Genomic DNA, 24,370 nt, shown 5'->3' with positions numbered 1-24,370 from the left:
TACATTCCTGTCAGGAGCAGGAGTAGACGCAAGATGACCATTCGCCTCGGAACCCAACAGGACTGGCCGCTCAATGTCATGCGGCTCGTCGATCACGCCGAGCGCGAACATGGGGATCGCGAAGTCGTCTCGGCTTGGGCCGACGGCTCGATGACCCGCACGACCTGGGGCGAGATCGCCTCCAAGGCGCGCAAGATGGCAAAGGCGCTCGAAAAGCTCGGACTCAAGAAGGGTGACCGCGTCGCCACGCTGGCGATGAACCACGAGCGCCACCTGATCAGCTGGTATGGCGCCATCGGCATGGGCGGGGTGCTCCACACCATCAACCCGCGCCTGTTCCCCGAGCAGCTCGCCTACATCGGCAACCATGCCGAGGACCGCGTCCTTCTTTACGATGCGATGATGAAACCGCTCGTCGACGCGATGAAGCCCGCATGGAAGACCATCGAGCATTACATCGTCTACGATCCGCCCGAAGGCTGGGAAGGCGACCCCTCGTTCGAGGAATGGATCGGCGCCGAGGATGACGACTACCAGTGGGTCGAGGCCGACGAACGCGATCCCATCGGCCTGTGCTACACCTCTGGCACCACCGGCAATCCCAAGGGCGTCATCTACGAGCATCGCGGCATGGTCCTCCACGCCCTCGCCGAGGTGCAGCCCGACTGCTTCGATCTCGGCAAGCGCGACTGCGCGCTCCCCATCGTGCCCATGTTCCACGCCAATGCCTGGGGCCTGCCCTGGGCCGCGCCGCTCGTTGGCTGCAAGATGGTGCTCTCGGCCGACTATACCGCCAAGCGCATGGTCGATCTGTTCCGCGACGAAAAGGTGACCCATTCGGCGGGCGTGCCGACCATCTGGGTCGACATGATCGCGCATATCGAGAAGACCGGCGACACGCTCGACAATCTGAAGACCGTCACCATCGGCGGCTCGGCCGCACCGCGCGCCATGATCAAGTGGTTCCGCGAGCATGGCATCGAGGTTGGCCATGCGTGGGGCATGACCGAACTCAGCCCCATCGGCAGCCTCGCCGGCAAGCCAGCAGGCTGGGACGACATGTCCGACGAAGAGCAGATCGAATGGACCGCGCGTCAGGGCAGGGTGCCCTTCGGCATCGAAATGCGCATCGTCGATGACGAGGGCAATGTGCTGCCCCGCGACGGCAAGGCCAGCGGCGACCTGCAGGTGCGCGGCGCCTGGGTGATCGAGCGCTATTTCAAGGAAGACGAACCCGCCATCGATGCCGACGGCTGGTTCTCGACCGGCGATGTCGCCGCGCTCCATCCCGACGGCACCATGCAGATCACCGACCGCTCGAAGGATGTCATCAAGTCGGGCGGCGAATGGATTTCCTCCATCGAGCTTGAAAATGCCGCCATCGGCGTCGACGGGGTGGCCGAGGCCGCCTGCATCGGCATCTTCCACCCCAAGTGGGACGAGCGCCCGCTGCTCGTGTGCGTGCGCGAGGAAGGCCATCACGTCACCGGCGAGGACGTGGTCGAGGGCATCCGCGGCGACGTCGCCAAATGGTGGCTGCCCGATGCCGTCGAGTTCGTCGACGAACTCCCGCACACCGCCACTGGCAAGCTGTCCAAGAAGACGCTGCGCGAGCAGTTCAAGGACTATCGCTTCGAGGGCGTGGAGGCGATGACGGGACGCGACTGATGCGCTGGAAAAACCTCGCTCTCGGGATGGTGCTCGGCGGGTTACTCGTGGGGGCAGGGTATGAGTATCGAGACTACAAACGCCTCGAACGTCAGCGGCTCATATTCGAGTGCTTCGATAATCCGGCGGCCTCCCCGCTTTATGAGGACGGCTACTGTCCCAATCACTAAGGGGTAGCGTCTCCGGCTAAGTTGGGCTAACCGCCACTTCGAATTTTCCACTCCTATTCAAGGACATTTGCGACCCATGGCCGCTCAATACGCTTTCGTCATGAAGGACATGACCAAGTCCTTCCCCGGTGCCCAGAAGCCGGTGCTCGAGAATATCAACCTGCAATTCTACCAGGGTGCCAAGATCGGCATCGTGGGCCCCAACGGCGCGGGCAAGTCGACGCTCATGAAGATCATGGCCGGCATCGACAAGGACTTCCAGGGCGAGGCCTGGCCGGGCGAGAACATCACCGTCGGCTATCTCCCGCAGGAGCCGCAGCTCGACGAGAGCAAGACCGTGCTCGAGAACGTCAAGGACGGTGCGCGCGAGATCGCCGACAAGGTCGACCGCTTCAACGAGATCACCACGCTGATGGGCGACCCGCCCGCCGACGCCGATTTCGACGCGCTGATGGCCGAGATGGGCGAGCTGCAGGAAGAGATCGACGCGGTCGACGGCTGGACCCTCGACAACCAGCTCGAGATCGCGATGGAAGCGCTGCGCTGCCCGCCGTCCGATGCCTCGGTGTCGAACCTGTCGGGCGGTGAAAAGCGCCGTGTCGCGCTCACCCGCCTGCTCATCCAGAAGCCCGACATCCTGCTCCTCGACGAACCGACCAACCACCTCGATGCCGAGAGCGTCGAGTGGCTCGAAAATCACCTCAAGGAATATGCCGGCGCGGTGCTGATGATCACCCACGACCGCTACTTCCTCGACAATGTCGTCGGCTGGATCCTCGAATTGGATCGCGGCAAATACTTCCCCTACGAGGGCAATTACTCGACCTATCTCGAGAAGAAGGCCAAGCGCCTCGAGCAGGAAGCCCGCGAGGAAAGCGGCCGTCAGAAGAGCCTGTCGCGCGAACTCGAATGGATCCGCCAATCGCCGAAGGCGCGCCAGACCAAGTCCAAGGCGCGTATCCGCAAGTTCGAGGAACTGCAGGACGCGCAGGGCGATCGCAAGCCCGGCAAGGCGCAGATCGTCATCCAGGTGCCCGAGCGCCTCGGCGGCAAGGTCATCGAGGCCGAGAACATTTCCAAGGCCTATGGCGACAAGCTCCTGTTCGAGAACCTCAGCTTCACCCTGCCGCCCGGCGGCATCGTCGGCGTGATCGGCCCCAACGGCGCGGGTAAGTCGACGCTGTTCAAGATCATCACCGGCCAGGAAACGCCCGACAGCGGCAAGATCGAGGTCGGCGAGACCGTCCGCCTCGGCTATGTCGACCAGTCGCGCGATGACCTCGATCCCAAGAACAACGTCTGGGAAGAAATCTCCGACGGCCTCGACTACATGCAGGTCAACGGCCACGACACCTCGACCCGTGCCTATGTCGGCGCCTTCAACTTCAAGGGCGCGGACCAGCAGAAGAACGTCGGCAAGCTGTCGGGCGGTGAGCGTAACCGCGTCCACATCGCCAAGATGCTCAAGGAGGGTGGCAACGTCCTCCTGCTCGACGAACCGACCAATGACCTCGACGTCGAGACGCTCGGCGCGCTCGAGGAAGCGATCGAGAATTTCGCGGGTTGCGCCGTGGTCATCAGCCACGACCGCTTCTTCCTCGACCGTCTCGCCACGCACATCCTCGCTTTCGAGGGCGACAGCCATGTCGAATGGTTCGAAGGGAACTTCGAGGCCTATGAGGAAGACAAGCGCCGCCGCCTCGGCGACGCCGCCGACCGCCCGACGCGCCTCGCCTACAAAAAGCTGACGCGCTAGGCCCGACCGGCCGCGAGCGCAAAAAGCAAAGGCCTCCTTCCTCCACGGGAAGGGGGCCTTTCTCTTTTGCAACGCATGACAACAAGCTTTCGCAACGCGGCTGACAAGTCGCCTCGTTCGCGCTAAACAGGAGCACAATCGCGGACGGGGGCGTCCGCCAATCTGGGGGATTTGATGACGGATCGGTATCGCGCCCTTGGCGGCGTGGCCATCTTTTCGGTGCTGTATTTCGGCTGTGCCATCGCCGCGCTCTACGTCACGGGCGGCGAGGACGGCATCGCGGCCATCTGGCCCGCCAGCGGCGTCTTCATCGCCGGGCTCCTCCTTACCTCCCGAGACTATCGCGGCCCGCTCATCGCCGGCGTCGCCACCGCGAGCCTCGGCGCGAACCTCTGGGGCGGCATCAGCTGGCTCGAGGCGGGCGGCTACACCATCGCCAACATCATCGAGGGCCTCGTCGTCTGGCGCATCATGGGGCCGCGCCGCGGCACCTCTTTCGTCACCCCCGAGACGCTGCTCCGCTTCCTCATCGCCATGGCTGCCGGCACTGCTGCCAGCACGGTCATGGCGGCGGGCCTGTCGATGAACCTGTCGCCCACCTTCCTGTCGAGCTGGGCCACCACCGTTCTCCTCGGCATGGCCACGGTCACGCCCACCATCATGTTCCTCGTGCAGGACCGGCGCGGACGCCGCCGCCTCGCCAGCTTCAAGGCGCTTGCCGTGCTTGCGATGGTCGCGGGATTATCGGTCGCCGCCTTCGGCCAGACCGACTATCCGCTGCTGTTCCTGCCGATGGCGGGGCTCGCCTTCGCTACCTTTGCCATCGGGGTCAGCGGCACCGCCGTGGCGATGGTCATCGTCACCGCCATCGGCTCGCTATTCACTGCGATGGGCGAGGGGCCGGTCAGCCTCGCCTTCGAGAATATCGTCAGCCAGGTCCTCTATTTCCAGGCCTATCTGCTCTGCCTCATCGCCTCGACCCTGCCGCTGGCGGTGCTGCTGACGCAGCGCGAGGCCGAAGCGGAAGCCAATCTCGAACTGGCGGAGACCGACGCCCTCACGGGGCTGGCGACGCGACGCAAGATCCTCACGCAGCTCGATGCCGCGATGAAGTCCGCGCGCCGGACCAAGCGCCCGCTGTCGATCGCGATGATCGACCTCGACCATTTCAAGCGCATCAACGACCGCTTCGGCCACGAGAAAGGCGACCAGATCCTCGCCACCATCACCTCGCTGATGCGCGACCAGCTCGGCCCCATCGGCAAACTCGGGCGGCTCGGCGGCGAGGAATTCCTCGTCATCTTCGAAGGGGTCAGCGCGCGCGACCGCCTCGACCTGTGCGAACTCCTGCGCGAGGCGGCGGCGGCCACGCCGTGGCCGTCGGACGGTCCCGACGCGGTGACGTTGAGCATCGGGCTTGCCGATTTCGGTCCCGAACACCGGCTTCCGGGCGAGATGCTGCGCGATGCGGACGCCGCGCTCTACCGCGCCAAGGATGGCGGCCGGAACCGCTGCGAGCTCGCGGCTTTCAGCGACGATGATGCAGCGCCCCACGAGGGCGACCGCGTCAACATCGCGCTAGCGCCCTAGCTCGCCCTAGCTCTTGTCGTCCTCGTTGCGCCCCGCGCGCTCGGCGGCGTCGCGCGCAGCCTGCTTCGCAGCCTCGAGCTTGGCCTCGAGCCGGTCGACCCGGGCCTGCGCCTTTTCCGCCGCACGCTGGGCGGGATCGGGCATGTCGGCGGCCCGCGCCGCACGTTCGGCGGCTTTCTGCGCCTGCCGCTCGGCACGCTCCGCAGCCTTGCGCGCCTGATGCGCTGCCCGTTCGGCCTGCCGCGCGGCCCGGTCACGCATCTGCGCGGCCTGGTGCTGCATATTGTCGCGGACATGCTCGGCGCGGCACTTCCAGTCGTCCTGCGACATGTCGCGCATCTCGCCGATCGCGGCGAGAAACTCGTCGCGCGCCTGCATCGCCAACTCCTTGAAGCGCGCGATATGCTCCTTTGCCCTTTCGCGGGCCTCGGCCTGTTCGTTCATGATGGACCTTCCTTTCCGACCTGCTGTATGGTTACAGCAATACAGTGGAAATGGGAAGGCTGACGCGCGGGTTCAACCCGCCGTTCGTAGAAGCGACGAATGGCCTGCGAAAAGGCGAGGGGTAAGGGGACGGGGCCCGGGCCCCGCCCCGCTCAGTCCTTGGCGCGAACGCTGAGCAGCACGCCAACGCCATAGTCGGGCGCGCCTTCGGACAGGCCGACCGTGCCATAGCCGGTCAGGCTGAGGCGCCGGTTGAGCCGCGTCACGAGCCCGCCGAACAGCGAATGGCTGTCGTCGATGCCGCCGGTGCTCGCCGCGCTATAGTCATAGCTGACAATACCCACCATGTCGGACGGCAGGATGACGCTCGCGCCGAGCGTGCCGTAGCTGCCGTTGCGCAGGTTGCGGCCCTCGGGATCGCCAAGCCAGCGATAACCGAGCTCGACGAAGGGCGTGACATCGCCGCGCGTCAGGGCAAATTCGCCGCCGAGCGAGAAGTCGGCCTCGCCGGTCGACAGATTGTCCTCCTCGCTCCCGGTGGGCAGCTTGACCTTGCCGCCGACCGAGAATTCGGCGCCATTGCGGTCGAAGATCTCATAGCCGCCGCGCAGCGACAGGTCGCCGAGCCCGGAACGGCTCGAGCTCGTATCGTTACCGCCACCGACGATCGGGCCGCCGCCGCCGCCGACGACGCTGTCCGACCCGTCGATCGAGATGAAGGGCATGGAGGCGCCGAAGGTCCAGCGGTCCTTCGAGGCCCGCAGGCTGAAGGGGATGACGAGGATGCTGGTGTCGGTATCGGTGCCATAGTCGCCCGAGGAATAGTCCACCCCGGTCGACACGGTGACGCGCTGGGCGGCAGCGGGGCCGGCGGCAATCATGCTCGCCCCCGCGGCAAGCGTGAGAAGTCGGAACATCGAATCTGTCTTTCTGAAAAAGGGAAGGGGCACCGCCATCTCCCTTAAGGCGGTGCCCCTTCGCGATCGGTCGGCTTCCGGTGAGCCAGGCTCGGGAAGGCGACCGACCTTGTCTCATGACGTGAGAGCTTACGGGCGACCGCGACCGTTCTCGCGGGCTTCCTTGGCAGCCCGGCGAGCTTCGCGCGCTTCCTCGCGGGCAGCACGGGCTTCCTCGCGGGCGACGCGGGCCTGCGCACGCGCTTCCTCGGCGGCGGCGCGCGCTTCGCTCACATGCTCGGGACGGGCGAGCTCGCGCACGGCATAGCCGATACCATTGCGCTCGGGGTCGCGTTCGCCCTGCGCCATTTCCTTAACGGTCGCGCCGAGGCCGTTCGAGGCGGTTTCCTCACCGTCCTCGACGTCTTCAACCTCTTCACCCTCGGTGGCTTCTTCGCCTTCGGTGGCTTCGCCTTCCTCGGTATCGGTGTCGGGCTCGGTGCCCTCGTCCGCCTCGGTGTCGGTGTCGGTTTCGGTGTCACCGTCGGTTTCGGTGTCGGGATCCTCGCCGCCGGCATCCTGTGCCATGACGGGCGTGATCGCGAACATCGCGGCGGCCGCAGCCACCAGCATCGTCTTCTTGGTCATAATCGTCCACTCCCCGGGATACTTACTAGGACCGCAGGTTGAGCCCCGAGGCGGGTGCCGGGTCAATCTGGGGGTATAGGCGGGGTGAACGGTTATCGGCGAACCGAAGCTAGCGCCGCGACGAACTGATCGGACTTGCTAGGGCGCTAACCATGTCGACTGACCCTCGCGCCGCCACAGGGCGCGGCGATGGCCGTCATGCGCGAGGCTGAACCAGTCGATCTCGTCGAGCCGGACCTTGAGGATCGCGAAATTGGCGCGCGCCTCCTCCTCGAGCCGCGCCGGGTCGGGTTCGGCATCGCGGACATCCTCGGGAAGGTTGGGGAGGGGGGCCCCATGCGCGCTGCTCGGCGGGTGGGGGGCAAGATAGCAGCGCCGCGCGAAATTGCTGCTCGCGCCCCAGGCCTCCTCCACCTCGGCGCCGTCGCGTTCGATCCGTCCTTCCCCGCGCATGCGAAGCTGCACATGCGCCTCGGGATCATAAGCGAGCAGCCCGATCCGCGGATCGGCGGCCAGCGCTGCCACCTTGGGCGCGCGCAGGTCGGTGTGGAAGCGCAGCGCCCGCGCCTCGCGGTCGACATGGCGGAGCACCATCACCCGCGCATCGGCATCGGCGGTCGCGACAACCGGCAGGTGCATGGCGTTCTTGCGATTGCGCGCGCCTTCCTCGAGCCGGTCGAGGGCGTCGGCGAGGACCGCGTCGAGCGTATCGGGCTGGGCCATGCGGGTCTCCTGTCAGCAGCGCGTCCTCGGGACTAGCCTTGGCGCCGCCTTTTCGTCTAGTGCAGCGCGCCATGATGGACGGATCGCTCAAGACGATCGGCGGCGCGGTTGCGACCGCCGCAGCCATGATGGTGGCCGTGCCCGGCGCCAAGGCGCTCGGCGCGCGCCTGTCGATCCCCGCCTACGAGTGGCGCGGGCTCGGTGAGGAGCTCTGGCCCCGTTTCATGGTCCACCGGCTCGCGGCGGAGGATTATGCGCACATGCGGATCGCCTGCGAAGGCGCGCTGCCACGCCACGTCTATGTCCTCGACCACCGCCTCCTCGACACTGCCGCGCTCGAGGTGACGCGCGACCGCTATCCCGACTGCACCGTCTCGCAGATGTTCGCCCCGCGCGCCGCGCGATGATCGGCTTCGAGGCACGCGTGCACCGCTGGTCGGGCGGCAACTGGTATTTTGTCACGCTGCCCGAAGAGGCGGCCGCCGAAGCGCGCTTCGAGGCCGAAGGACGCCGCGGCGGCTTCGGCTCCATCAAGGTCGCCGTCCGCCTGGGAGCCAGCGTCTGGCGCACCTCGCTCTTTCCCGACCGCCAGTCGGGAAGCTTCCTGCTGCCGTTGAAAAAGGCCGTCCGCGACGCCGAGGGGCTGGGAGAGGGGAGCGTGGTCGCCATCAGCCTCGAGGTCTGCGGCTGACACGAAAAAGGGGCCGGCAAATGCCAGCCCCTCCGCGATCAGATGGCGATAACGGCTCAGCCGCTACCACGACCGCCCGGCACGTCCTGCACCGGCGTGCGCAGGCCGTGATTGATATCGTCCTGCTTGGTCACACCCTCGGTGGCGTCGGGGTCATCGACCCGCTCGAGCGCGGCCTGCGTGCCCACATCGGTGTTGAGGTCGCCCTGGAAGCGACCCTGGAAGCTGGGCGTCTCGAGGCTACGCTCGAGAATGTCGCTGTCGTCATTCTGTTTCGCCGTCTCTGCGCGGCGATTGAGGTCCTGCTCGCTCATCCTGGCTCTCCTTACAAATTCACGTCGGCGCGGTGGTTCTCGTAATCGGGCTGCTCGGGGTCACCGCCGAGGAAGTCCACGGCCGCCTGCACGAGATGTTCGGCACCCGCATTTTCCCAGACATTCGCGGTCTCGGTATCGAAGCGCAGGAGGACGAGGTTGGGATCATCCTTGCCGCCTTCATACCAGGGCGCGATCATCGAGTTCCACAGGCGGTCGATCACCACACGGTCGTTATCGACGACGAGATTGCCGTGGATATGGGCGAACAGGTCATGCCCCTTGTCCTGGAAGCTGGCGATCGCACGGTGGCTCTGGCCAAGCCCTTCGACGAGGCTCTCGCGCTTGTCGGCGAAGAAATAGATCTTGCGGCCCGCGCCTTCGCCATCGATCTGCACCGTCATCGGGCGCGTGCGGCTGTCCTCGACACCCTGCAGGCCGAGCATGACGAACGGGCTCGACGAGCCGAGCGCCTTCCACAGCTTGGCCTCGAGGTCGCGGCGTACTTCTGCGTCGCTCTTGTCATTCTTGAAAAACATCAAACGCTCCTTTTTCCATTCCCTCCTAAAACGGGTGGAAAAGGAGCGCCGTTCCGCGTCCTACCGCAGCCGTTTCACCACCAGTCGTCCGTCGGCGCCTTTCTTCACGTCATAGTGGTCGAGGCTGCGGACGAGATCGGACAGGCGGGTGAAGCCGTAATTGCGCACGGCAAAGCTCGACACCGCCTTGGCGCGCTGCCCCAGTTCGGCGAGCGGGGTATAGCCTTCCTCGTCGCGCTTGGAGGCCTTGTAGGCATTGCCGAGGATGGCGAGCAGTTCGTCATCCACCGCGCGCTCCGCCGTATCGGCCTCGGCGCCATTGTCGCTGCTCTTGGCGGCCAGCGCGGCGACGTCGAAGAAGCGCGTACAGGCCTGCTTGAACGAAAAGGGCGTCTTGGCGGTGCCGAAGCCATAGACCGGCAGCCCGTCCTCGCGCAGCCGCTGGGCGAGGGGGAGGAAGTCGCTGTCCGAGCTCATCAGCCCGAAGCCGTCGATGGTGCCGCGATAGAGGAGGTCCATCGCGTCGATCACCATCCGCATGTCGGTCGCCGACTTGCCCTTGACCACGTCGAACTGCTGGACCGGCACGATCGAGTGACGCCCCGTGAGTTCGCCCCACGTCTTGAGCGCGGGCTTGCGCCAGTTGCCATAGGCGCGGCGCACATTGATCTCGCCCAGTTCGGCGAGGACGGTCAGCACCTCGTCGAGGTGATCGGGGCTGGCATTGTCGGCATCGATCAGGAGCGCGATATTGAGCTCCTCTTCGCTGTTGCGGTTCTGGCGCCCACTCATCTGTCGTTCATTCCCATCCGTCTCACATAGCGGTTCGGTGGCGGAACGAAAGGCCTATCCCCTTCGTCCGTCACCCAGTGACGTTCAAGACAAGGGAGAAGTTGCGATGGGTATGAAGACGGGCGGAGCGATGCTGGTGGCAGGCCTTCTGGTAACGGGCTGCGCGACCAACGATCCTTACGGCTATGACGACCCCTATTACGGCAGCCGCAACAACGACCAGCTCGAGCGCGCCGCCAAGGGCGCCGCCATCGGCGGTGTCGCGGGTGCGGCCGTCGGCGCGGTGGTCGACGGTGTCGGCGTGGCCGAAGGTGCCGCCGCGGGCGCCGCCATCGGCGCGATCGCCGGCGCGATCATCAAGGGCAAGCAATATTACCGCGATACGCGCGGCTATTGCTACTATGTCGATGACAATGGCAATCCGGTCTACGACTATGACGCGGAATGCTAGTCGATCATGAACTCGCCGCTCTCCTCGTCGAGGACGAGGAGGCGGCCTTCACCGATGGTGAAATGGCAGCCGTGGAGCTTTAGCTTCCCGGCTGCTTCGCGTTCGGCGATATAGGGAAAGGTCCGCAGGTTCGCGAGGCTGTGGCGGATCGCCGCCTGTTCGAGCGCCAGCTGTTTGTCCGCGATCGCCTCGTTGGCCACCACGGCATCGCGCGGCTCGTCAATCAGGCTGATCCAGTCGTCGAGATGGCTGTGGCCGGGTGCGCCCTGGTCGCCACCCGCGAGCGCGGCCTTGATGCCGCCGCAAGCCCCGTGGCCCATGACCACCACGTGGCGCACACCAAGACCGGTTACCCCGAATTCGATCGCCGATCGAACGCCGGCGAGCCCCGCCTCGACGTCGAATGGCGGGACGATATTGGCCACATTGCGCAGCACGAAGGCCTGCCCGGGCAGCAGGTCGAAGACGGTCGCGGGATCAACCCTGCTGTCACAGCAGGCAATGATCATGACCGGCGGCTGCTGGCCCTCCGCCAGTTCCTCCCAACGCCCCCTGTGACGGTGATAATCGTTGCGACGAAAGCGGTGATAACCGTCGAGAAGTTCGCGAAACTCGGGCATCAGAAACGCTCCCGCCGGACGACCTCGACATCGCCGATGGTCAGGAGAAGGCGATGGCTGTCGAGCATCGGCGCGATCTCCTCGAGTAGCTTGTCGGCATCCTCGGACGTACCGATCGCCAGCATCATGACCTTGCTCGAGCCCGTCAGCCGCTCGTCCTGCCAGGCCCCGCCGGCGCCGCGTCCCTCGAGGACCTGCATCACCGTATGACCCGAAAAACCGGCGTTGCGCACGATCTTGCCGAGCCGCGGGACGAGCTGCTCCTCGACGAGGATCTCGACGCGTTTCATCCTGGTCAGTTCCATTACGCGAGCACTCCTGCGAGCCAGCTGAGAAAGGCGATGTTGACGACGACGTTGAAGGGGAAGGTAATCCCCAGCGACATCGAGAGATAGATGCCGGGATCGGCCTGCGGCAGCGCAAGGCGCATGGCGGCGGGAACGGCGATGTAGGAGGCGCTGGCGGCGAGCACGCCGAGCACGGCGGCGGTGCCGACATCGAGCCCGAGCAGCGTCCCGAGCGTGACCCCGATGACCCCGTTCACGACCGGCATGGCGATGCCGAGGGTCGCGAGCCGCCAGGTGATGGCCCGCGTCTCGCGCAGGCGACGCGATGCGATGAGCCCCATGTCGAGCAGGAACAGCGCGAGGATCCCCTTGTAGCCGACGGCGAATGTCGGCGCGATCGGTGCGAAGCCCTCGGGCCCAGCGATATACCCGATCAGCATCGAACCGATGAGCAGCACGACCGAGCTGTTGAGCAGCACCTCGTGCAGCAGCTCGCCCTTCGTGCTGTCGCTATCCTTGGCGGCCAGCGAGAGGCCCGAAATGATCGCCGGGCCTTCCATCAGCGCGAGCACCGCGACCATGAAGCCCGCCGCGGGCATTCCGGCAGCATCGAACATCTCGATCGCGGTGATGTAGGTGACGAGACTGACCGAGCCGTAATGGGCGGCGGTCGCGGCCGCATCGACCCGCTTCAACCCCCCGAAGCGAGAGAGAAGGAAATAGGCCGGGTAGGGGACGAGGAAACTCAAGCCGATCCCGGCCGCGCCCGCCAGCAGCAACTCGGTGGTAATCCCCGCCTCTGCGATCGCGACCCCGCCTTTGAGGCCGATCGCCACCATCAGGTAGATGGCCATCGCCTTGGCCATCGCTTCGGGGATCGAAAGGTCCGACCGGGCGAAGCCGGCGAACATGCCGAGGACGAAGAACAGGATGATCGGCGAGGTCAGTGTCTCAAGGATCATGGAGCCCCCAATGAAAGTACAGCGTCGGGCTAGGCCACAAGGCTTGGCAATGGCAAGCCTGATCGCTATCTCGGCGCCCATGAACGCACCCGTGACACCTCCGACCAAACGCAAACCCGACTGGATCCGCGTCAAGGCGCCCGTCTCGAAGGGGTATAACGAGACCAAGGGCCTGATGCGCGAGCTCGGCCTTGCCACGGTGTGCGAGGAAGCCGCCTGTCCCAATATCGGCGAATGCTGGGACAAGAAGCATGCCACGGTGATGATCCTCGGCGACACCTGCACGCGCGCCTGCGCCTTCTGCAACGTCAAGACGGGCATGCCGCGTCCGGTCAATCCGATGGAGCCCGAGAATACGGCGATCGCGGCGGCCAAGATGGGCCTCAAGCATATCGTCATCACGAGTGTGGACCGCGACGACCTTCCCGACGGCGGCGCCGACCAGTTCGTGAAGGTCATCAGGGCGCTGCGCGAGCACACGCCCGACACGACCATCGAGATCCTTACCCCCGATTTCCGCGGCAAGCACGAGCAGGCGATCGAGAAAATCGTCGAGGCGCGTCCCGACGTGTTCAACCACAATCTCGAGACGGTCCCGAGGCTTTATCCCACGATCCGCCCCGGCGCGCGCTATTATGCCTCGCTGCGCCTCCTCGAGACGGTCAAGAAGCTCGACCCGTCGATCTTCACCAAGTCGGGCATCATGCTTGGGCTCGGCGAGGAGCGCCTCGAAGTGCATCAGGTGATGGACGACATGCGCTCGGCCGACATCGATTTCCTGACGATGGGCCAGTATCTCCAGCCCACGCCCAAGCACGCCGAGGTCAAGGAATTCGTCAATCCGAAGACCTTCGACGCTTATGCCTCGATCGGCCGCGCCAAGGGCTTCCTCCTCGTCGCCGCCTCGCCGCTGACGCGTTCGAGCTACCATGCGGGTGACGATTTCGAGAAGATGCGCGCCAATCGCGAAGCCCAGCTTGCGAAAGCCGGCAAGCGTTAATGCCGCGCCACTCCGAGACGAGAAGCCTTCCTTATTCGCCCGAACAGCTGTTCGAGCTCGTCGCCGATGTCGGCCGTTATGACGAATTCCTGCCGTGGGTCAGCGCGGTGCGCGTCCGTTCCGAGAGCGACGAGGAACTGGTCGCCGACCTCATCGTCGGCTTCAAGGCCTTCAAGGAGCGTTTCACGAGCCGCGTGAAGAAGGAACGGCCGGACAAGATCACCGTCGACTATGTCGAGGGGCCGTTGAAGTTCCTGCACAATGAATGGACCTTCGAGCCCGACGGGCAGGGGGGCACCAAGCTCGGCTTCTGCGTCGACTTCGCCTTCAAGAACCGCATCTTCGAGACGGTGGCGGGGCAGATGTTCGATCGTGCATTGCGCCGCATGACCGACGCCTTCATCGCCCGCGCCGACGAACTCTACGGCAACAAGAGCGAGAGCGCTTCCGACGCCGCCTGAGTGCGGATCGCCTCGCGGCCCGCATCCTCGTCGAAATTCTTGAGCACCACCGTCGTCGCGCCGTCCGACGAGGCGCGCGCGAACCAGACCGTGCCGACGGGCTTTGCCGCCGATCCCCCACCGGGGCCGGCAACGCCCGTGATCGCCACCGCCACATCGGCGCCCGAGCGCGACAGCGCGCCCTCGGCCATTGCCGTCGCGACCTCGCGCGACACCGCGCCATGCAGTTCGATCAGGACCGGCTCGACCCCGACCATCCGCACCTTTGCTTCATTGGCGTACGTCACGAATCCCGCGGTGAAGACATCCGACGAGCCGGCAATCGCCGTCAGCGCCGCCGAGACCAGCCCGCCGGTACAGCTTTCGGCCATCGCCACCCGCGTGCCCGCCTTGCGATGCGCCTCGAGCACCCCCGCAGCGGCCTCGACCAGCGCGGGCGCGACTTCGCTCAAGCCTCGACGCCCATGCGGATATTGGCGATCGCCTGGCAGGCGATCCCCTCGCGCCGACCGGTGAAGCCCAGCTTCTCGGTCGTGGTCGCCTTGATGCTGACCTGGCTGTCGCGCAGCCCGAGGATGCGCGCGATCCGCGAGCGGATCGCATCGCGGTGCGGGCCGACCTTTGGCGCCTCGCAGATCACCGTGGCATCGACATGATCGATGGTGCCGCCCGCATCGCGCACGAGTTTGGCCGCATGGGCGAGGAACTGGTCGGAGGCCGCGCCCTTCCAGCGCGCATCCGTGGGCGGGAAATGCTCGCCGATATCGCCCATGCCGGCGGCACCGAGCAACGCATCGGTGATGGCGTGGAGGAGCACATCGGCATCGCTATGCCCCTTGAGCCCCGTGTCATGCGGGATGGCGATCCCGCCGAGCATGACCGGCCCCGGGCCGCCAAAAGCATGTACGTCGAAACCCAGCCCCGTGCGCGGTGCCATTCGTGCCTCCAGCATCATCTCGGCGCGCGCCCAATCGGCGGGCACCGTCAACTTGTCCAAGAGCGGATCGCCGGCGACCGTGGCGACCGGCAGTCCTGCCGCTCGAATCACGCTCGCCTCATCCGTTGGCGGCGCTGTAGCACCGCTCGAATGTTTCTGAAATGTATCAATTAAATCAGTGGCTAAGAAGGCTTGCGGAGTCTGAACCCGCACCAGCCCCTCGCGGCTCTCGGATAGGGTCAGAAAGGCGCCGTCGGATCGCGCCACCGTGTCGGGCACGTCAAGAACAGGCACGACCGCAGAATATGTATGCAGCGCCTCGACGAGCCGGTCGACGACCTCGGCGGGGCAGAAGGGGCGGGCGGCGTCATGGACGAGGACGTGGCTCGTATCGATCGCCGCCAGCCCGTTGCCCACGCTCTCGCTCCGGCTCGCGCCACCGACGATGAAGGCGCCGACGTCGCGCTCGCCGAGCGCCGCGCGCGCCTCCTCTTCCTGCCCCTTGCCGATCACGACGCGAACCGCATCGATCCTCGGATGGTCGATCAACGCGTCCACCGCATGAGCGATCACGGCCTTGCCGGCGATCTTGCGATACTGCTTGGGTGTCTCGCCGCCCATGCGGGTGCCCGAACCGGCGGCGACGATGAGGGCGGTCACTTGCATGGCGCCAGCCTTGCCGCGCAATTGCCGCCCTGTGAAGGGCCGTTCATTGCGCGATCAGGCGAAATTCCGTAAAGGCGCGCTACCATGACCCGCCTGAAGCCCATCAAGATCGGCGACATCGAGATCGCCGAACCCGTCATCCTCGCGCCGATGACGGGGGTGACCGACACGCCTTTCCGCAAGATCGTCAAGCGCTATGGCTGCGGCCTGACCGTTTCGGAGATGATCGCTTCGGAAGCGATGATCCGCGAGACCAAGCAGAGCCTCCAGAAGGCGACCTGGGATCCGTCGGAGGAACCCGTCTCGCTCCAGCTGGCGGGCTGCGAGCCGACCCGCATGGCCGAGGCGGCCAAATTGAACGAGGACAAGGGCGCCGCGATCATCGACATCAACATGGGCTGCCCCGTGAAGAAGGTCGTCAACGGCTATGCCGGGTCCAGCCTCATGCGCGACCTGCCGCTCGCCGCCTCGCTGATCGAGGCGACGGTGAAGGCGGTGAAGGTGCCGGTGACGGTCAAGATGCGCATGGGCTGGTGCCACGACAGCCTCAACGCCCCCGAACTCGCGCGCATCGCCGAGGATCTCGGCGCGCAGATGATCACGGTTCACGGCCGCACCCGCAACCAGATGTACCGCGGCAGTGCCGACTGGGCCTTTGTCCGCAACGTCAAGGAAGCAACCAGCCTCCCCGTGATCGTCAACGGCGACATCAACGCGATCGAGGACGCCCATGCCGCGCTCGACCAGTCGGGCGCCGACGGGGTCATGGTCGGCCGCGGGGCCTATGGCAAACCGTGGCTTCTCGGACAGATGATCGCCGATCTCTGTCACGGCGAGGCCAAGGACGCACCGCCGCTCGCCGAGCAGCTCGACGTGATCCTCGAGCAATATGACGACATGATCGCGCTCTATGGCGAGCGCGTCGGCGTCAATTGCGCGCGCAAGCATCTCGGCTGGTACACCAAGGGCCTCCACGGCTCGGCGGAGTTCCGCAACCACGTCAACACCGTCGAGAGCGCGGCGGAGGTAAAGCAGCTGCTGCGCGACTACTACGGTCGATTCATCGACGCCCAGCGCGCCGCCGCCTGACCTCACTGAGGCCTAGCCGCCAAACTGTGTTTTTCATGCAACGCTTCCGTGCTAGGCGTTGCACGGAATGAATGCCGTCAGTGATTCTCCGCAGGCCTTGAAGCCACTGCACTGGTCGTCGCGCTCGACGCGGCTGCGCCTCGCGACAGTCATCGCAGCGGTCGTCCTCATCGGCACGCTCGCCTATTCTGCCGATCTCCTGCTTCACGATCACGGCCGACCCACCTTGCTGAGTCCGCCACTCATCGCACTCCTGATGGTCGGCAATCTCATCCCCGCCATCATCCTGATGGTCCTCCTGTCGCGCCGCATCGCCCAGTATCGCGGCAAGAGGCAGGGAGTAGGGACCGGCCAGATCCACACGCGCCTCGTCGCGCTCTTTTCGATCATCGCCGCGGTCCCGACCGTCACGGTCGCCATCTTCGCCTCGCTGCTGATCCAGTCGGGGCTCGAATTCTGGTTCTCCGACCGCGCGCGCACCATGCTCGAGGACACCGTGTCGCTCGCCACCTCGACGCTCGAGAACGAGCAGTTCGATGTGTCCGAGGAAGCCGCCTACATGGCGGCCGACATCATGTTCACCCTCCAGGAGGTGCCCGTCGAGAGCGAGGAATTCCGGCTCTTCGTGGAAGAACAGGTCTATTATCGCACCTTGAACGAGGCGGCCCTGATCGCGATCGGCGACAATGGGGAGATCGAGGCGCTCGTCACCGTCAACGACTTCGACGGGTTGATCGACGAGGAGCAGATCCTCGCCACCAAGGATGATGCGGACGCGGGCAATGCCGTGCTCCTCGACGCGATCGACCGCATCAGCATCTTCATCAAGCTGCCTGAGAGCGAGAACGGCTATCTCATCGCCAACCGCTATGTCGAAGGCAATCTGGCCGAGAGCATCATCCGCGCCGAAGGGGTGATGACCGCCTATAACGACATCATCCAGCGTAGCCGCGTGAACCAACTTCGCTTTAATGCCGCGCTGCTGATCGGCGCCATCTTCATCGTCGCGCTCGCCATCTTCGCGGCCCTCAAGCTCGCCGACCGCATCGCGCGCCCCGTGGGCCAGCTCGTCGCCGCCGCCAACCGCGTCGAGGAGGGCGACTTTACCGCGCGCGTACCGCCGCAGGCGAGCGCCGACGAGATCGCAACGCTCGCCACCGCCTTCAACCGCATGACGAGCCGGATCGAGGAACAGACCGGCGCGCTCCTGACCGCCAACGAGGAACTCGACCTCCGCCGTGCCTTCATCGAGGCGGTCCTGTCCTCGGTCACCGCCGGCGTCATCGCGACCGACGAGGAGGACCGCATCCTCCTCATCAACCGCTCGGCGCTACTGCTACTCGCCGACGAGGATGTGAACCTCGAGGGCGAACGCCTCATCGATCGCTCGCCAGAACTCGGCGAATTCCTCTCGGGCGCGAGCCAGGAGACAACGCTCGAACTCGCCACCAAGGCGGGCCCGCGCACGCTTGCGGTCAAGCGTGTGCGCTACGAGGACGGCGCGGTGCTGACCTTCGATGATGTCACCGACCAGCTGTCCGACCAGCGGCGCGCCGCCTGGTCCGACATCGCGCGCCGCATCGCCCACGAGATCAAGAACCCTCTCACCCCGATCCAGCTCGCCGCCGAACGGCTCCAGCGCCGCTATGGCGACACCATCCCGCAGGATGACGACACCTTCGAGCGGCTGACCCAGACGATCGTCCGGCAGGTCGGCGACCTTCGCCGCATGGTCGATGAATTCTCCAACTTCGCGCGCATGCCCAAGCCCTCGTTCCGCGACGAGGACGTGCATGACATCGCCCGCGCCGCGCTCTTCCTCCACGAGGTCGCGCATCCCGGCATCCATTTCTCGATCGATCCCGCGCGCGGCCCCGTGCGCATGGTCTGTGACCGCCGCCAGCTGGCACAGGCGCTCACCAACATCGTCAAGAATGCGGTCGAGGCGATCGAGGCACGCCGCAAGAAGGGCGAGGCGCGCGAGGAAGGCGATTTCATCGCCATGAAGCTCGAACGCGAGGGCGGCGAACTCACCATCCTCCTCGACGATACCGGCATCGGCCTGCCCGCCGACCGCGAGCGCATGACCGAGCCTTACATGACCACGCGCGTGCGCGGCACCGGGCTCGGCCTCGCCATCGTCAAGAAGATCGTCGAGGAACATGCAGGCCAGCTGGCCTTTTTCGATCGGGAGGGCGGGGGCACCCGCGTCCGGATCAGCTTCGATGCCGCCCGGCTCGAGGATCGCGCCGAGGGCGAACCCGGCACCCCGCTCACCCGTGCCGGTGACGATAACGAATATGATGAGGATATCTGATGGCTCTTGAGATCCTGGTAGTCGACGACGAGGAAGATATCCGCGAACTGGTCTCGGGCGTGCTCGAGGACGAAGGTTATGACGTGCGCACCGCCGCCAACAGCCGCGAGGCACTCGAAGCGATCGAGCGGCGCCGTCCGCATCTCGCGCTGCTCGATGTCTGGCTGCAGGGCTCCGACATGGACGGCCTACAGCTCCTCGAGGAGGTCAAGAAACGCGATGCCTCGCTGCCCGTCATCATGATCTCGGGCCATGGCAATCTCGACACCGCCGTCGCCGCGGTGCGCGCGGGCGCGGTCGACTTCATCGAAAAGCCCTTCGAGGCGGGCAAGCTGCTCCACCTCGTCGCGCGCGCCACCGAGACCGATCGCCTGCGCCGCGAGAATGCGCAGCTCAAAAAGCAGACCATGCGGGACGAGCAACTCGAAGGCTCGTCCTCGACCATCAACTCGGTCCGCGCCACCCTGAAGCGCGTGGCGCCCACCGGCAGCCGCGTCATGATCAACGGCCCTGCAGGCGTCGGCAAGGAAATCGCCGCGCGGATGATCCACAACTGGAGCCCGCGCGCCAACGGCCCCTTCGTCGTCGTCTCCGCCGCCATGATGGCGCCCGAGCGGGTCGAGGAGGAACTGTTCGGTATCGAGGAAGGCGGCGTCGCCCGTCCCGGCCTCCTCGAACAGGCGCATGGCGGCACGCTGTTCCTTGACGAGATCGCCGACATGCCGCTCAACACGCAGGCCAAGATCCTGCGCGTCCTTACCGACCAGAGCTTCCACCGCGTCCATGGCGACCGCCCCGTAAAGGTCGACGTGCGCGTGCTCTCGGCCACCTCGCGCGACCTCCAGAAGGAGATCGAGGAGGGGCGCTTTCGCGAAGACCTCTTCTACCGCCTCAACGTCGTGCCCGTGACCATCCCGCCGCTGAACCAGCGCCGCGAGGATATCGCGCTGCTCGTCGGCCACTTCCTCGCCCGCTTCGCCGCCGAGCGCCGCGTGCGCCCGCCGCGCGTGTCGGACGAGGCGATGGCCGCGCTCCAGGCGCATGAATGGCCCGGCAACGTGCGCCAGCTCAGGAACATCATCGAGCGCACCATGATCCTCACCCCCGGCGACCGGGTCGACTGCATCGAGATCGATCTTTTGCCGCCCGAAGTCACCGATGGTGGCAGTGACAACAAGAGCGCGACCTCGACCGTTGCCATGATGGGCTCGCCGCTCAGGGAGGCGCGCGAGAATTTCGAGCGCGAATATCTGCGCGTCCAGATCCGTCGTTTCTCCGGCAACATCAGCCGCACCGCCGCGTTCATCGGGATGGAACGCTCGGCCCTTCACCGCAAGCTGAAGGCGCTGGGCGTCACGGACAAGCGCGACAAGAACTGAACCCCATGACCCAGCCCAAGTCCTCGCTGCAGGACCAGTTTCTCAATCTTGCCCGCAAGGGCGGGGTGCCCGCGACCATCTTCCTCCTGAAAGGCGTGCGCCTCCAGGGGCTGATCAGCGGATTCGATGCCTACAGCCTCACGCTCCAGCGCGACGGCCACGAGCAGCTCGTCTACAAGCAAGGGGTGTCGACCGTGCTCCTGCGCGACCAGGCCGCCTTCGAGGTCGAGGGCCACACCCGCGGCGACCGGCAGGACGCCTTCCTCACCCGCCGCCGCGGCCAGTCCGTGAAGCTGTTCCTCCTGAACGGCATCGCGCTCGAAGGCAGTCTTGCCGGCCATGACGCCTATGCGCTGCTCCTCCAGCAGGGCGGCGACATCCAGCTCGTCTTCAAGCATGCCATCGCCACCATCTCCGACGGGCAGGCGGATCGATGAGCGTTTTCAACCGCGACGAGGAAGGGGCAGGGGGCCAGCGCGCGCTGCTCGTCGTGCCCGTCCTCGCCCGCCATACGCACAGCCGCGACGCCGACGCCCGTACCGAGGAAGCCAAGGGTCTTGCCGAGGCGATCGGCATCCATGTGACCGAGGCGATGAGCTTCACCGTCCGCACGCTGCGCCCCGGCACGCTGCTGGGCAGCGGGCAGGTCGACGAGATCGCCGCCGCAGCGGCCGCCGACGATGTCACGCTGACCATCGTCGATCACACGCTCACGCCCGTGCAACAGAAGAATCTCGAGGACCGGCTCAAGACCAAGGTCATCGACCGCACCGGCCTCATCCTCGAAATCTTCGGCGAACGCGCCGCCACCGCCGAAGGCCGCCTCCAGGTCGAGCTGGCCCACCTCGACTACCAGGCCGGGCGCCTTGTCCGTTCATGGACCCACCTCGAGCGCCAGCGCGGCGGCTTCGGCTTCCTCGGTGGCCCGGGCGAAACCCAGATCGAGGCCGACCGCCGCATGATCCGCGACCGCATGGCGCGCATCAGGAAAGAGCTCGAGCAGGTCAAGAAAACCCGCGGCCTTCACCGCGACAGGCGACAGCGCGCGCCGTGGCCTGTGGTCGCGCTCGTCGGCTATACCAACGCCGGAAAGTCAACGCTTTTCAATCGCCTGACGGAAGCTTCTGTCATGGCGAAGGACCTTCTGTTCGCCACGCTCGACCCGACCATGCGCAGCGTCAAGCTGCCGGGCCACGAAAAGGTCATCCTGTCCGACACGGTGGGCTTCGTCTCCGACTTGCCCACACAGCTTGTCGCCGCCTTCCGCGCCACATTGGAGGAGGTCGCCTCCGCCGACCTCATCCTTCACGTCCGCGACATCTCGCACCCCGATACCGAAGCGCAGGCCGAGGATGTCGAAGGGGTGCTCGCCGAACTCGGCCTCGAAGAGGGGAAGGGGCCGCCGCGTCTCGAGGTGTGGAACAAGGCCGACCTCCTCAGCCCCGACGATTATGCCACACTCGAAGGCCGCGCCGGCCCGCGCGGCGCGATCCTCATCAGCGCCGGGACGGGGCAAGGTGTCGAACATCTCCGCGAGGTGGTCGGCCAGGCACTCGATCCCGATCGCAACCGGCACGAGATCTCGCTATCCGTGAGCGAGGGCCAGCGCCTCAGCTGGCTGCACGCCAATGGCAAGGTCCTCGACCAGCGCATGGATGGGGAAAGCATCCACCTCACCGTCGAACTGTCCGAAAAGGACTGGGAACGCTTTAACGCGCTCTAGTCGGCGGTCGACAGCTTCGCGGCCCGCCACAGTTCTTCCTTGCCGTCGAGATCGCGTTCCGCGAACTCGGGATGCGCCTCGATCGCGCGGAAGCGTTTCTCGAACTTGCGATTGGCCTTCCGCAGCGCCTCCTCGGCATCGATCTTCAGGAAGCGTGCGAGGTTCACTACCGCGAACAGGAGGTCGCCCAGCTCCTCCTCGCGATGCGCGGCGCCTTCAGCCTCCTCGAGCTCGGCCAGCTCCTCGTGGATCTTGGCCTTGGCGCCGCTCGCATCGGGCCAGTCGAAGCCGGTGCGCGCCGCCCGCTTCTGCAGCTTCTGCGCGCGTTCGAGCGCGGGCAGGGCGAGCGCCACCCCGGCCAGCGCGCTTTCATCCTCGGCCTTGTCCTTGCGTTCGGCCGCCTTGATCTCTTCCCACAGATGATGCCCGCCATTCTCCGCTTCGCCGAAGATATGCGGATGCCGCCGCTCCATCTTGTCCGAAATCTTCGCGAACACGTCGGCCAGCGTGAAGGCGCCTTCCTCCTCGGCCATCACACTGTGGAAGATCACCTGCAGCTGGAGGTCGCCCAGTTCCTCGGCAAGATCGGCCATGTCGCCGCGCGCGATGGCGTCGGCGACCTCATAGGCTTCCTCGATGGTGTAGGGGGCGATGGTGCCGAAATCCTGAACGCTGTCCCATTCGCAGCCGGTTTCGGGATCGCGCAATCGGCGCATGATGGAAACGAGCCGCGCAAGGCCCGCGCTGTTCTGCTGGTCGCTCATGGGCGCAGCATGGCGCGGGCCGCGATGAATCAAAAGCCTTTTCCCGAGGCCCCGGAGCCGCCATGGTGCCCGGCGAACAGCTACAGGATTTCTCGTGGACGAACAGGTCGCGCCCACCGCGCTCATCACTTCCGATGCCGTCACCTTCGGCATCCTCGCCGCCATTCTCGGCCTTCTCTTCTGGACCCGCAGCCTCGGCGGCAAATGGGCCAAATTCTATGGCGTCGTGCCGATCATCCTGTTGTGCTACCTCATTCCCTCGCTGCTGACCTCCTTCAACGTCATCACAAGCGACACCAACCTGTGGCAGGTGGCGAAGGACTATTTCCTGCCGGCCGCTCTCATCCTCCTCACGCTAAGTATTGATATGAAAGCGGTTATCGGCCTCGGGCCGAAGGCGCTGATCATGTTTTTCACCGCCACGATCGGCATCGTCATCGGCGGCCCCATCGCGGTCGCGATCGTCGGCAGCTTCAGCCCCGAGACCGTGGGCGGGGAAGGGGCCGACGCCGCCTGGCGGGGGCTCGCCACCGTCGCGGGCAGCTGGATCGGCGGCGGCGCCAACCAGACCGCCATGCTCGAAGTCTATGGCTACAACATCGAAAATTATGCCGCGATGGTCGCGGTCGACATCGTGGTGGCCAACATCTGGATGGCCTTCCTGCTCTATGGCGCGGGCAATCCCGAGCCGATCGACCGCTGGCTGAAAGCCGACAGCAGCGCCATCACGCGGCTCCAGACCAAGATGGCCGACTATTCGGCCTCGATCGAGCGTGTCTCGAAGACCGAGGATTTCATGGTGATGGTCGCGCTGACCTTCGCCGGCGTCGGCCTGTCGCACCTCGTCGCCCTGATCATCGGCCCCGCCATCGCCTCCATCCCGGGCATGGAGGAAAGCGTGCTGACCAGCGGCTTCTTCTGGGTCGTCGTCGTCGCCACCACCTATGGCCTCGCACTGAGCTTCACCCGCGCGCGTTCGCTCGAGGGTGCCGGTGCCTCCAAGATCGGCACCGTCTTCATCTTCCTGCTCGTCACCATCATCGGCACCAAGATGGACATCTTCTCGGTCGCGGAGCGCCCGCTGCTGTTCCTCGTCGGCATCATCTGGATGCTGGTCCACACGATCCTGCTGTTCGCGGTGGCCAAGATGATCCGCGCGCCGTTCTTCTTTATCGCCGTCGGCTCGAAGGCCAATGTCGGCGGCGCGGCCTCGGCGCCGGTGCTCGCGGCGGCCTTCCATCCCGCGCTCGCGCCGGTCGGCGTGCTGCTCGCGGTGCTCGGCTATGCGCTCGGCACCTATGGCGCGATCCTGTGCGCCGAGATGATGCGGATGGTGGTCGGGGGCTAAGGCGCCCGACCACGGGACGGTTCGAAAAATGGCGGAAAAGCGCGTGAGGGGGCTTCACCAACGCATGAACCCGCAAGTCTGATAATATATATTATGTTAAGCGGACTATGGGTGCGGCCATGGTTCTGGCGCGTT

At 65.7% G+C, this 24,370-nt stretch carries 27 protein-coding genes; 14 read left to right on the top strand and 13 right to left on the bottom strand.

Annotated elements, in window-relative coordinates:
• The first annotated feature begins 33 nt into the window (after positions 1-33).
• The 3 genes from NUW81_RS01105 to NUW81_RS01095 all read left to right on the top strand — a co-directional run bounded on the left by NUW81_RS01105 (position 34) and on the right by NUW81_RS01095 (position 5,184).
• A complete protein-coding gene (locus tag NUW81_RS01105; protein WP_245109465.1) occupies positions 34-1,668 on the top strand; it encodes a long-chain fatty acid--CoA ligase in 1,635 nt (544 codons plus the stop codon).
• Between the two features lie 246 nt (positions 1,669-1,914).
• On the top strand, positions 1,915-3,594 hold the full coding sequence (ettA, locus tag NUW81_RS01100; RefSeq protein WP_245109463.1) for an energy-dependent translational throttle protein EttA: 1,680 nt from the start codon (positions 1,915-1,917) through the stop codon (positions 3,592-3,594).
• A gap of 174 nt (positions 3,595-3,768) precedes the next feature.
• The gene (locus tag NUW81_RS01095; RefSeq protein WP_245109461.1) at positions 3,769-5,184 is read left to right on the top strand and encodes a GGDEF domain-containing protein; all 1,416 of its coding nucleotides are present in this window, start codon (positions 3,769-3,771) and stop codon (positions 5,182-5,184) included.
• 6 nt (positions 5,185-5,190) lie between these two features.
• Here the strand turns inward: NUW81_RS01095 and NUW81_RS01090 are convergent, their stop codons facing one another.
• The 4 genes from NUW81_RS01090 to NUW81_RS01075 all read right to left on the bottom strand — a co-directional run bounded on the left by NUW81_RS01090 (position 5,191) and on the right by NUW81_RS01075 (position 7,895).
• The gene (locus NUW81_RS01090) at positions 5,191-5,628 is read right to left on the bottom strand and encodes a hypothetical protein (protein WP_245109458.1); all 438 of its coding nucleotides are present in this window, start codon (positions 5,626-5,628) and stop codon (positions 5,191-5,193) included.
• 152 nt (positions 5,629-5,780) lie between these two features.
• Positions 5,781-6,545, bottom strand: coding sequence for a transporter (locus tag NUW81_RS01085; protein WP_245109454.1), 765 nt, complete (start codon positions 6,543-6,545; stop codon positions 5,781-5,783).
• Positions 6,546-6,674: 129 nt separating this feature from the next.
• On the bottom strand, positions 6,675-7,172 hold the full coding sequence (locus tag NUW81_RS01080) for a hypothetical protein (RefSeq protein ID WP_245109451.1): 498 nt from the start codon (positions 7,170-7,172) through the stop codon (positions 6,675-6,677).
• A gap of 138 nt (positions 7,173-7,310) precedes the next feature.
• Positions 7,311-7,895, bottom strand: a complete 585-nt coding sequence (locus tag NUW81_RS01075) for a pyridoxamine 5'-phosphate oxidase family protein (RefSeq protein WP_245109448.1) — start codon at positions 7,893-7,895, stop codon at positions 7,311-7,313.
• A gap of 71 nt (positions 7,896-7,966) precedes the next feature.
• On the opposite strand from NUW81_RS01075, the gene NUW81_RS01070 reads away from it, so the two are divergent.
• Positions 7,967-8,302: a hypothetical protein gene (locus NUW81_RS01070; RefSeq protein ID WP_245109445.1), complete on the top strand. Its 336-nt coding sequence runs from the start codon at positions 7,967-7,969 to the stop codon at positions 8,300-8,302.
• Positions 8,299-8,586: a DUF1905 domain-containing protein gene (locus NUW81_RS01065; RefSeq protein ID WP_245109443.1), complete on the top strand. Its 288-nt coding sequence runs from the start codon at positions 8,299-8,301 to the stop codon at positions 8,584-8,586. Before NUW81_RS01070 ends, NUW81_RS01065 begins: the two co-directional genes overlap by 4 nt.
• 56 nt (positions 8,587-8,642) lie before the next feature.
• Here NUW81_RS01065 and NUW81_RS01060 read toward each other — a convergent pair whose 3' ends face one another.
• From NUW81_RS01060 to NUW81_RS01050, 3 genes are read right to left on the bottom strand one after another with little or no spacing between them, the layout of a single operon-like run.
• Entirely contained in the window at positions 8,643-8,900 is a 258-nt protein-coding gene (locus NUW81_RS01060; protein ID WP_245109440.1) for a hypothetical protein, read from the bottom strand.
• Positions 8,901-8,911: 11 nt separating this feature from the next.
• Positions 8,912-9,439, bottom strand: coding sequence for a pyridoxamine 5'-phosphate oxidase family protein (locus tag NUW81_RS01055; RefSeq protein ID WP_245109438.1), 528 nt, complete (start codon positions 9,437-9,439; stop codon positions 8,912-8,914).
• Between the two features lie 60 nt (positions 9,440-9,499).
• Positions 9,500-10,231, bottom strand: coding sequence for an NYN domain-containing protein (locus NUW81_RS01050; protein ID WP_245109436.1), 732 nt, complete (start codon positions 10,229-10,231; stop codon positions 9,500-9,502).
• Positions 10,232-10,337: 106 nt separating this feature from the next.
• Between NUW81_RS01050 and NUW81_RS01045 the strand changes: the two genes are divergently transcribed.
• Positions 10,338-10,682: a YMGG-like glycine zipper-containing protein gene (locus tag NUW81_RS01045; protein ID WP_245109434.1), complete on the top strand. Its 345-nt coding sequence runs from the start codon at positions 10,338-10,340 to the stop codon at positions 10,680-10,682.
• Here the strand turns inward: NUW81_RS01045 and NUW81_RS01040 are convergent.
• From NUW81_RS01040 to NUW81_RS01030, 3 genes are read right to left on the bottom strand one after another with little or no spacing between them, the layout of a single operon-like run.
• Positions 10,679-11,302, bottom strand: a complete 624-nt coding sequence (locus NUW81_RS01040; protein WP_245109432.1) for a carbonic anhydrase — start codon at positions 11,300-11,302, stop codon at positions 10,679-10,681. The two genes, NUW81_RS01045 and NUW81_RS01040, sit on opposite strands and share 4 nt — an antisense overlap.
• On the bottom strand, positions 11,302-11,607 hold the full coding sequence (locus tag NUW81_RS01035) for a P-II family nitrogen regulator (RefSeq protein WP_245109430.1): 306 nt from the start codon (positions 11,605-11,607) through the stop codon (positions 11,302-11,304). Before NUW81_RS01035 ends, NUW81_RS01040 begins: the two co-directional genes overlap by 1 nt.
• Positions 11,607-12,551, bottom strand: a complete 945-nt coding sequence (locus tag NUW81_RS01030; RefSeq protein ID WP_245109427.1) for a sodium-dependent bicarbonate transport family permease — start codon at positions 12,549-12,551, stop codon at positions 11,607-11,609. Before NUW81_RS01030 ends, NUW81_RS01035 begins: the two co-directional genes overlap by 1 nt.
• 79 nt (positions 12,552-12,630) lie before the next feature.
• Here NUW81_RS01030 and lipA point away from each other — a divergent pair, with 79 nt between their 5' ends.
• Both lipA and NUW81_RS01020 read left to right on the top strand, forming a co-directional pair.
• The gene (gene lipA / locus NUW81_RS01025) at positions 12,631-13,551 is read left to right on the top strand and encodes a lipoyl synthase (RefSeq protein WP_245109424.1); all 921 of its coding nucleotides are present in this window, start codon (positions 12,631-12,633) and stop codon (positions 13,549-13,551) included.
• Complete coding sequence (locus NUW81_RS01020) at positions 13,551-14,012, top strand: type II toxin-antitoxin system RatA family toxin (RefSeq protein ID WP_245109421.1); 462 nt, start codon at positions 13,551-13,553, stop codon at positions 14,010-14,012. The genes lipA and NUW81_RS01020 overlap by 1 nt, the downstream gene beginning before the upstream one ends.
• Here the strand turns inward: NUW81_RS01020 and NUW81_RS01015 are convergent.
• Both NUW81_RS01015 and NUW81_RS01010 read right to left on the bottom strand, forming a co-directional pair.
• Positions 13,973-14,464 (bottom strand): CinA family protein, encoded by a 492-nt coding sequence (locus NUW81_RS01015; RefSeq protein WP_245109418.1) that lies wholly within the window; start codon positions 14,462-14,464, stop codon positions 13,973-13,975. The genes NUW81_RS01020 and NUW81_RS01015 overlap by 40 nt on opposite strands.
• Positions 14,461-15,615, bottom strand: a complete 1,155-nt coding sequence (locus NUW81_RS01010; protein WP_245109416.1) for a bifunctional 2-C-methyl-D-erythritol 4-phosphate cytidylyltransferase/2-C-methyl-D-erythritol 2,4-cyclodiphosphate synthase — start codon at positions 15,613-15,615, stop codon at positions 14,461-14,463. Before NUW81_RS01010 ends, NUW81_RS01015 begins: the two co-directional genes overlap by 4 nt.
• A gap of 84 nt (positions 15,616-15,699) precedes the next feature.
• Between NUW81_RS01010 and dusB the strand changes: the two genes are divergently transcribed.
• The 5 genes from dusB (at position 15,700) to hflX (ending at position 22,123) form a co-directional block, all read left to right on the top strand.
• Positions 15,700-16,704 carry a tRNA dihydrouridine synthase DusB gene (dusB, locus tag NUW81_RS01005; protein WP_245109413.1) on the top strand — a complete coding sequence of 335 codons (1,005 nt, stop codon included), beginning with the start codon at positions 15,700-15,702 and terminating at the stop codon, positions 16,702-16,704.
• Positions 16,705-16,801: 97 nt separating this feature from the next.
• A complete protein-coding gene (locus tag NUW81_RS01000; RefSeq protein WP_245109411.1) occupies positions 16,802-19,021 on the top strand; it encodes a sensor histidine kinase NtrY-like in 2,220 nt (739 codons plus the stop codon).
• On the top strand, positions 19,021-20,400 hold the full coding sequence (ntrX, locus tag NUW81_RS00995; RefSeq protein WP_245109409.1) for a nitrogen assimilation response regulator NtrX: 1,380 nt from the start codon (positions 19,021-19,023) through the stop codon (positions 20,398-20,400). Before NUW81_RS01000 ends, ntrX begins: the two co-directional genes overlap by 1 nt.
• Before the next feature lie 5 nt (positions 20,401-20,405).
• The gene (gene hfq, locus NUW81_RS00990; protein ID WP_245109407.1) at positions 20,406-20,837 is read left to right on the top strand and encodes an RNA chaperone Hfq; all 432 of its coding nucleotides are present in this window, start codon (positions 20,406-20,408) and stop codon (positions 20,835-20,837) included.
• Entirely contained in the window at positions 20,834-22,123 is a 1,290-nt protein-coding gene (gene hflX / locus NUW81_RS00985) for a GTPase HflX (protein ID WP_245109404.1), read from the top strand. The genes hfq and hflX overlap by 4 nt, the downstream gene beginning before the upstream one ends.
• Here the strand turns inward: hflX and mazG are convergent.
• On the bottom strand, positions 22,120-22,887 hold the full coding sequence (gene mazG / locus NUW81_RS00980) for a nucleoside triphosphate pyrophosphohydrolase (protein WP_245109402.1): 768 nt from the start codon (positions 22,885-22,887) through the stop codon (positions 22,120-22,122). The genes hflX and mazG overlap by 4 nt on opposite strands.
• A 94-nt stretch (positions 22,888-22,981) precedes the next feature.
• On the opposite strand from mazG, the gene NUW81_RS00975 reads away from it, so the two are divergent.
• A complete protein-coding gene (locus tag NUW81_RS00975) occupies positions 22,982-24,235 on the top strand; it encodes a DUF819 family protein (protein WP_245109399.1) in 1,254 nt (417 codons plus the stop codon).
• Positions 24,236-24,370: the final 135 nt, after the last annotated feature.

Origin of the sequence: Sphingomicrobium aestuariivivum, assembly GCF_024721585.1 — a bacterium.
Taxonomy (GTDB): Bacteria; Pseudomonadota; Alphaproteobacteria; order Sphingomonadales; family Sphingomonadaceae; genus Sphingomicrobium; species Sphingomicrobium aestuariivivum.
This window is presented reverse-complemented; position numbering and strand designations above follow the sequence as displayed.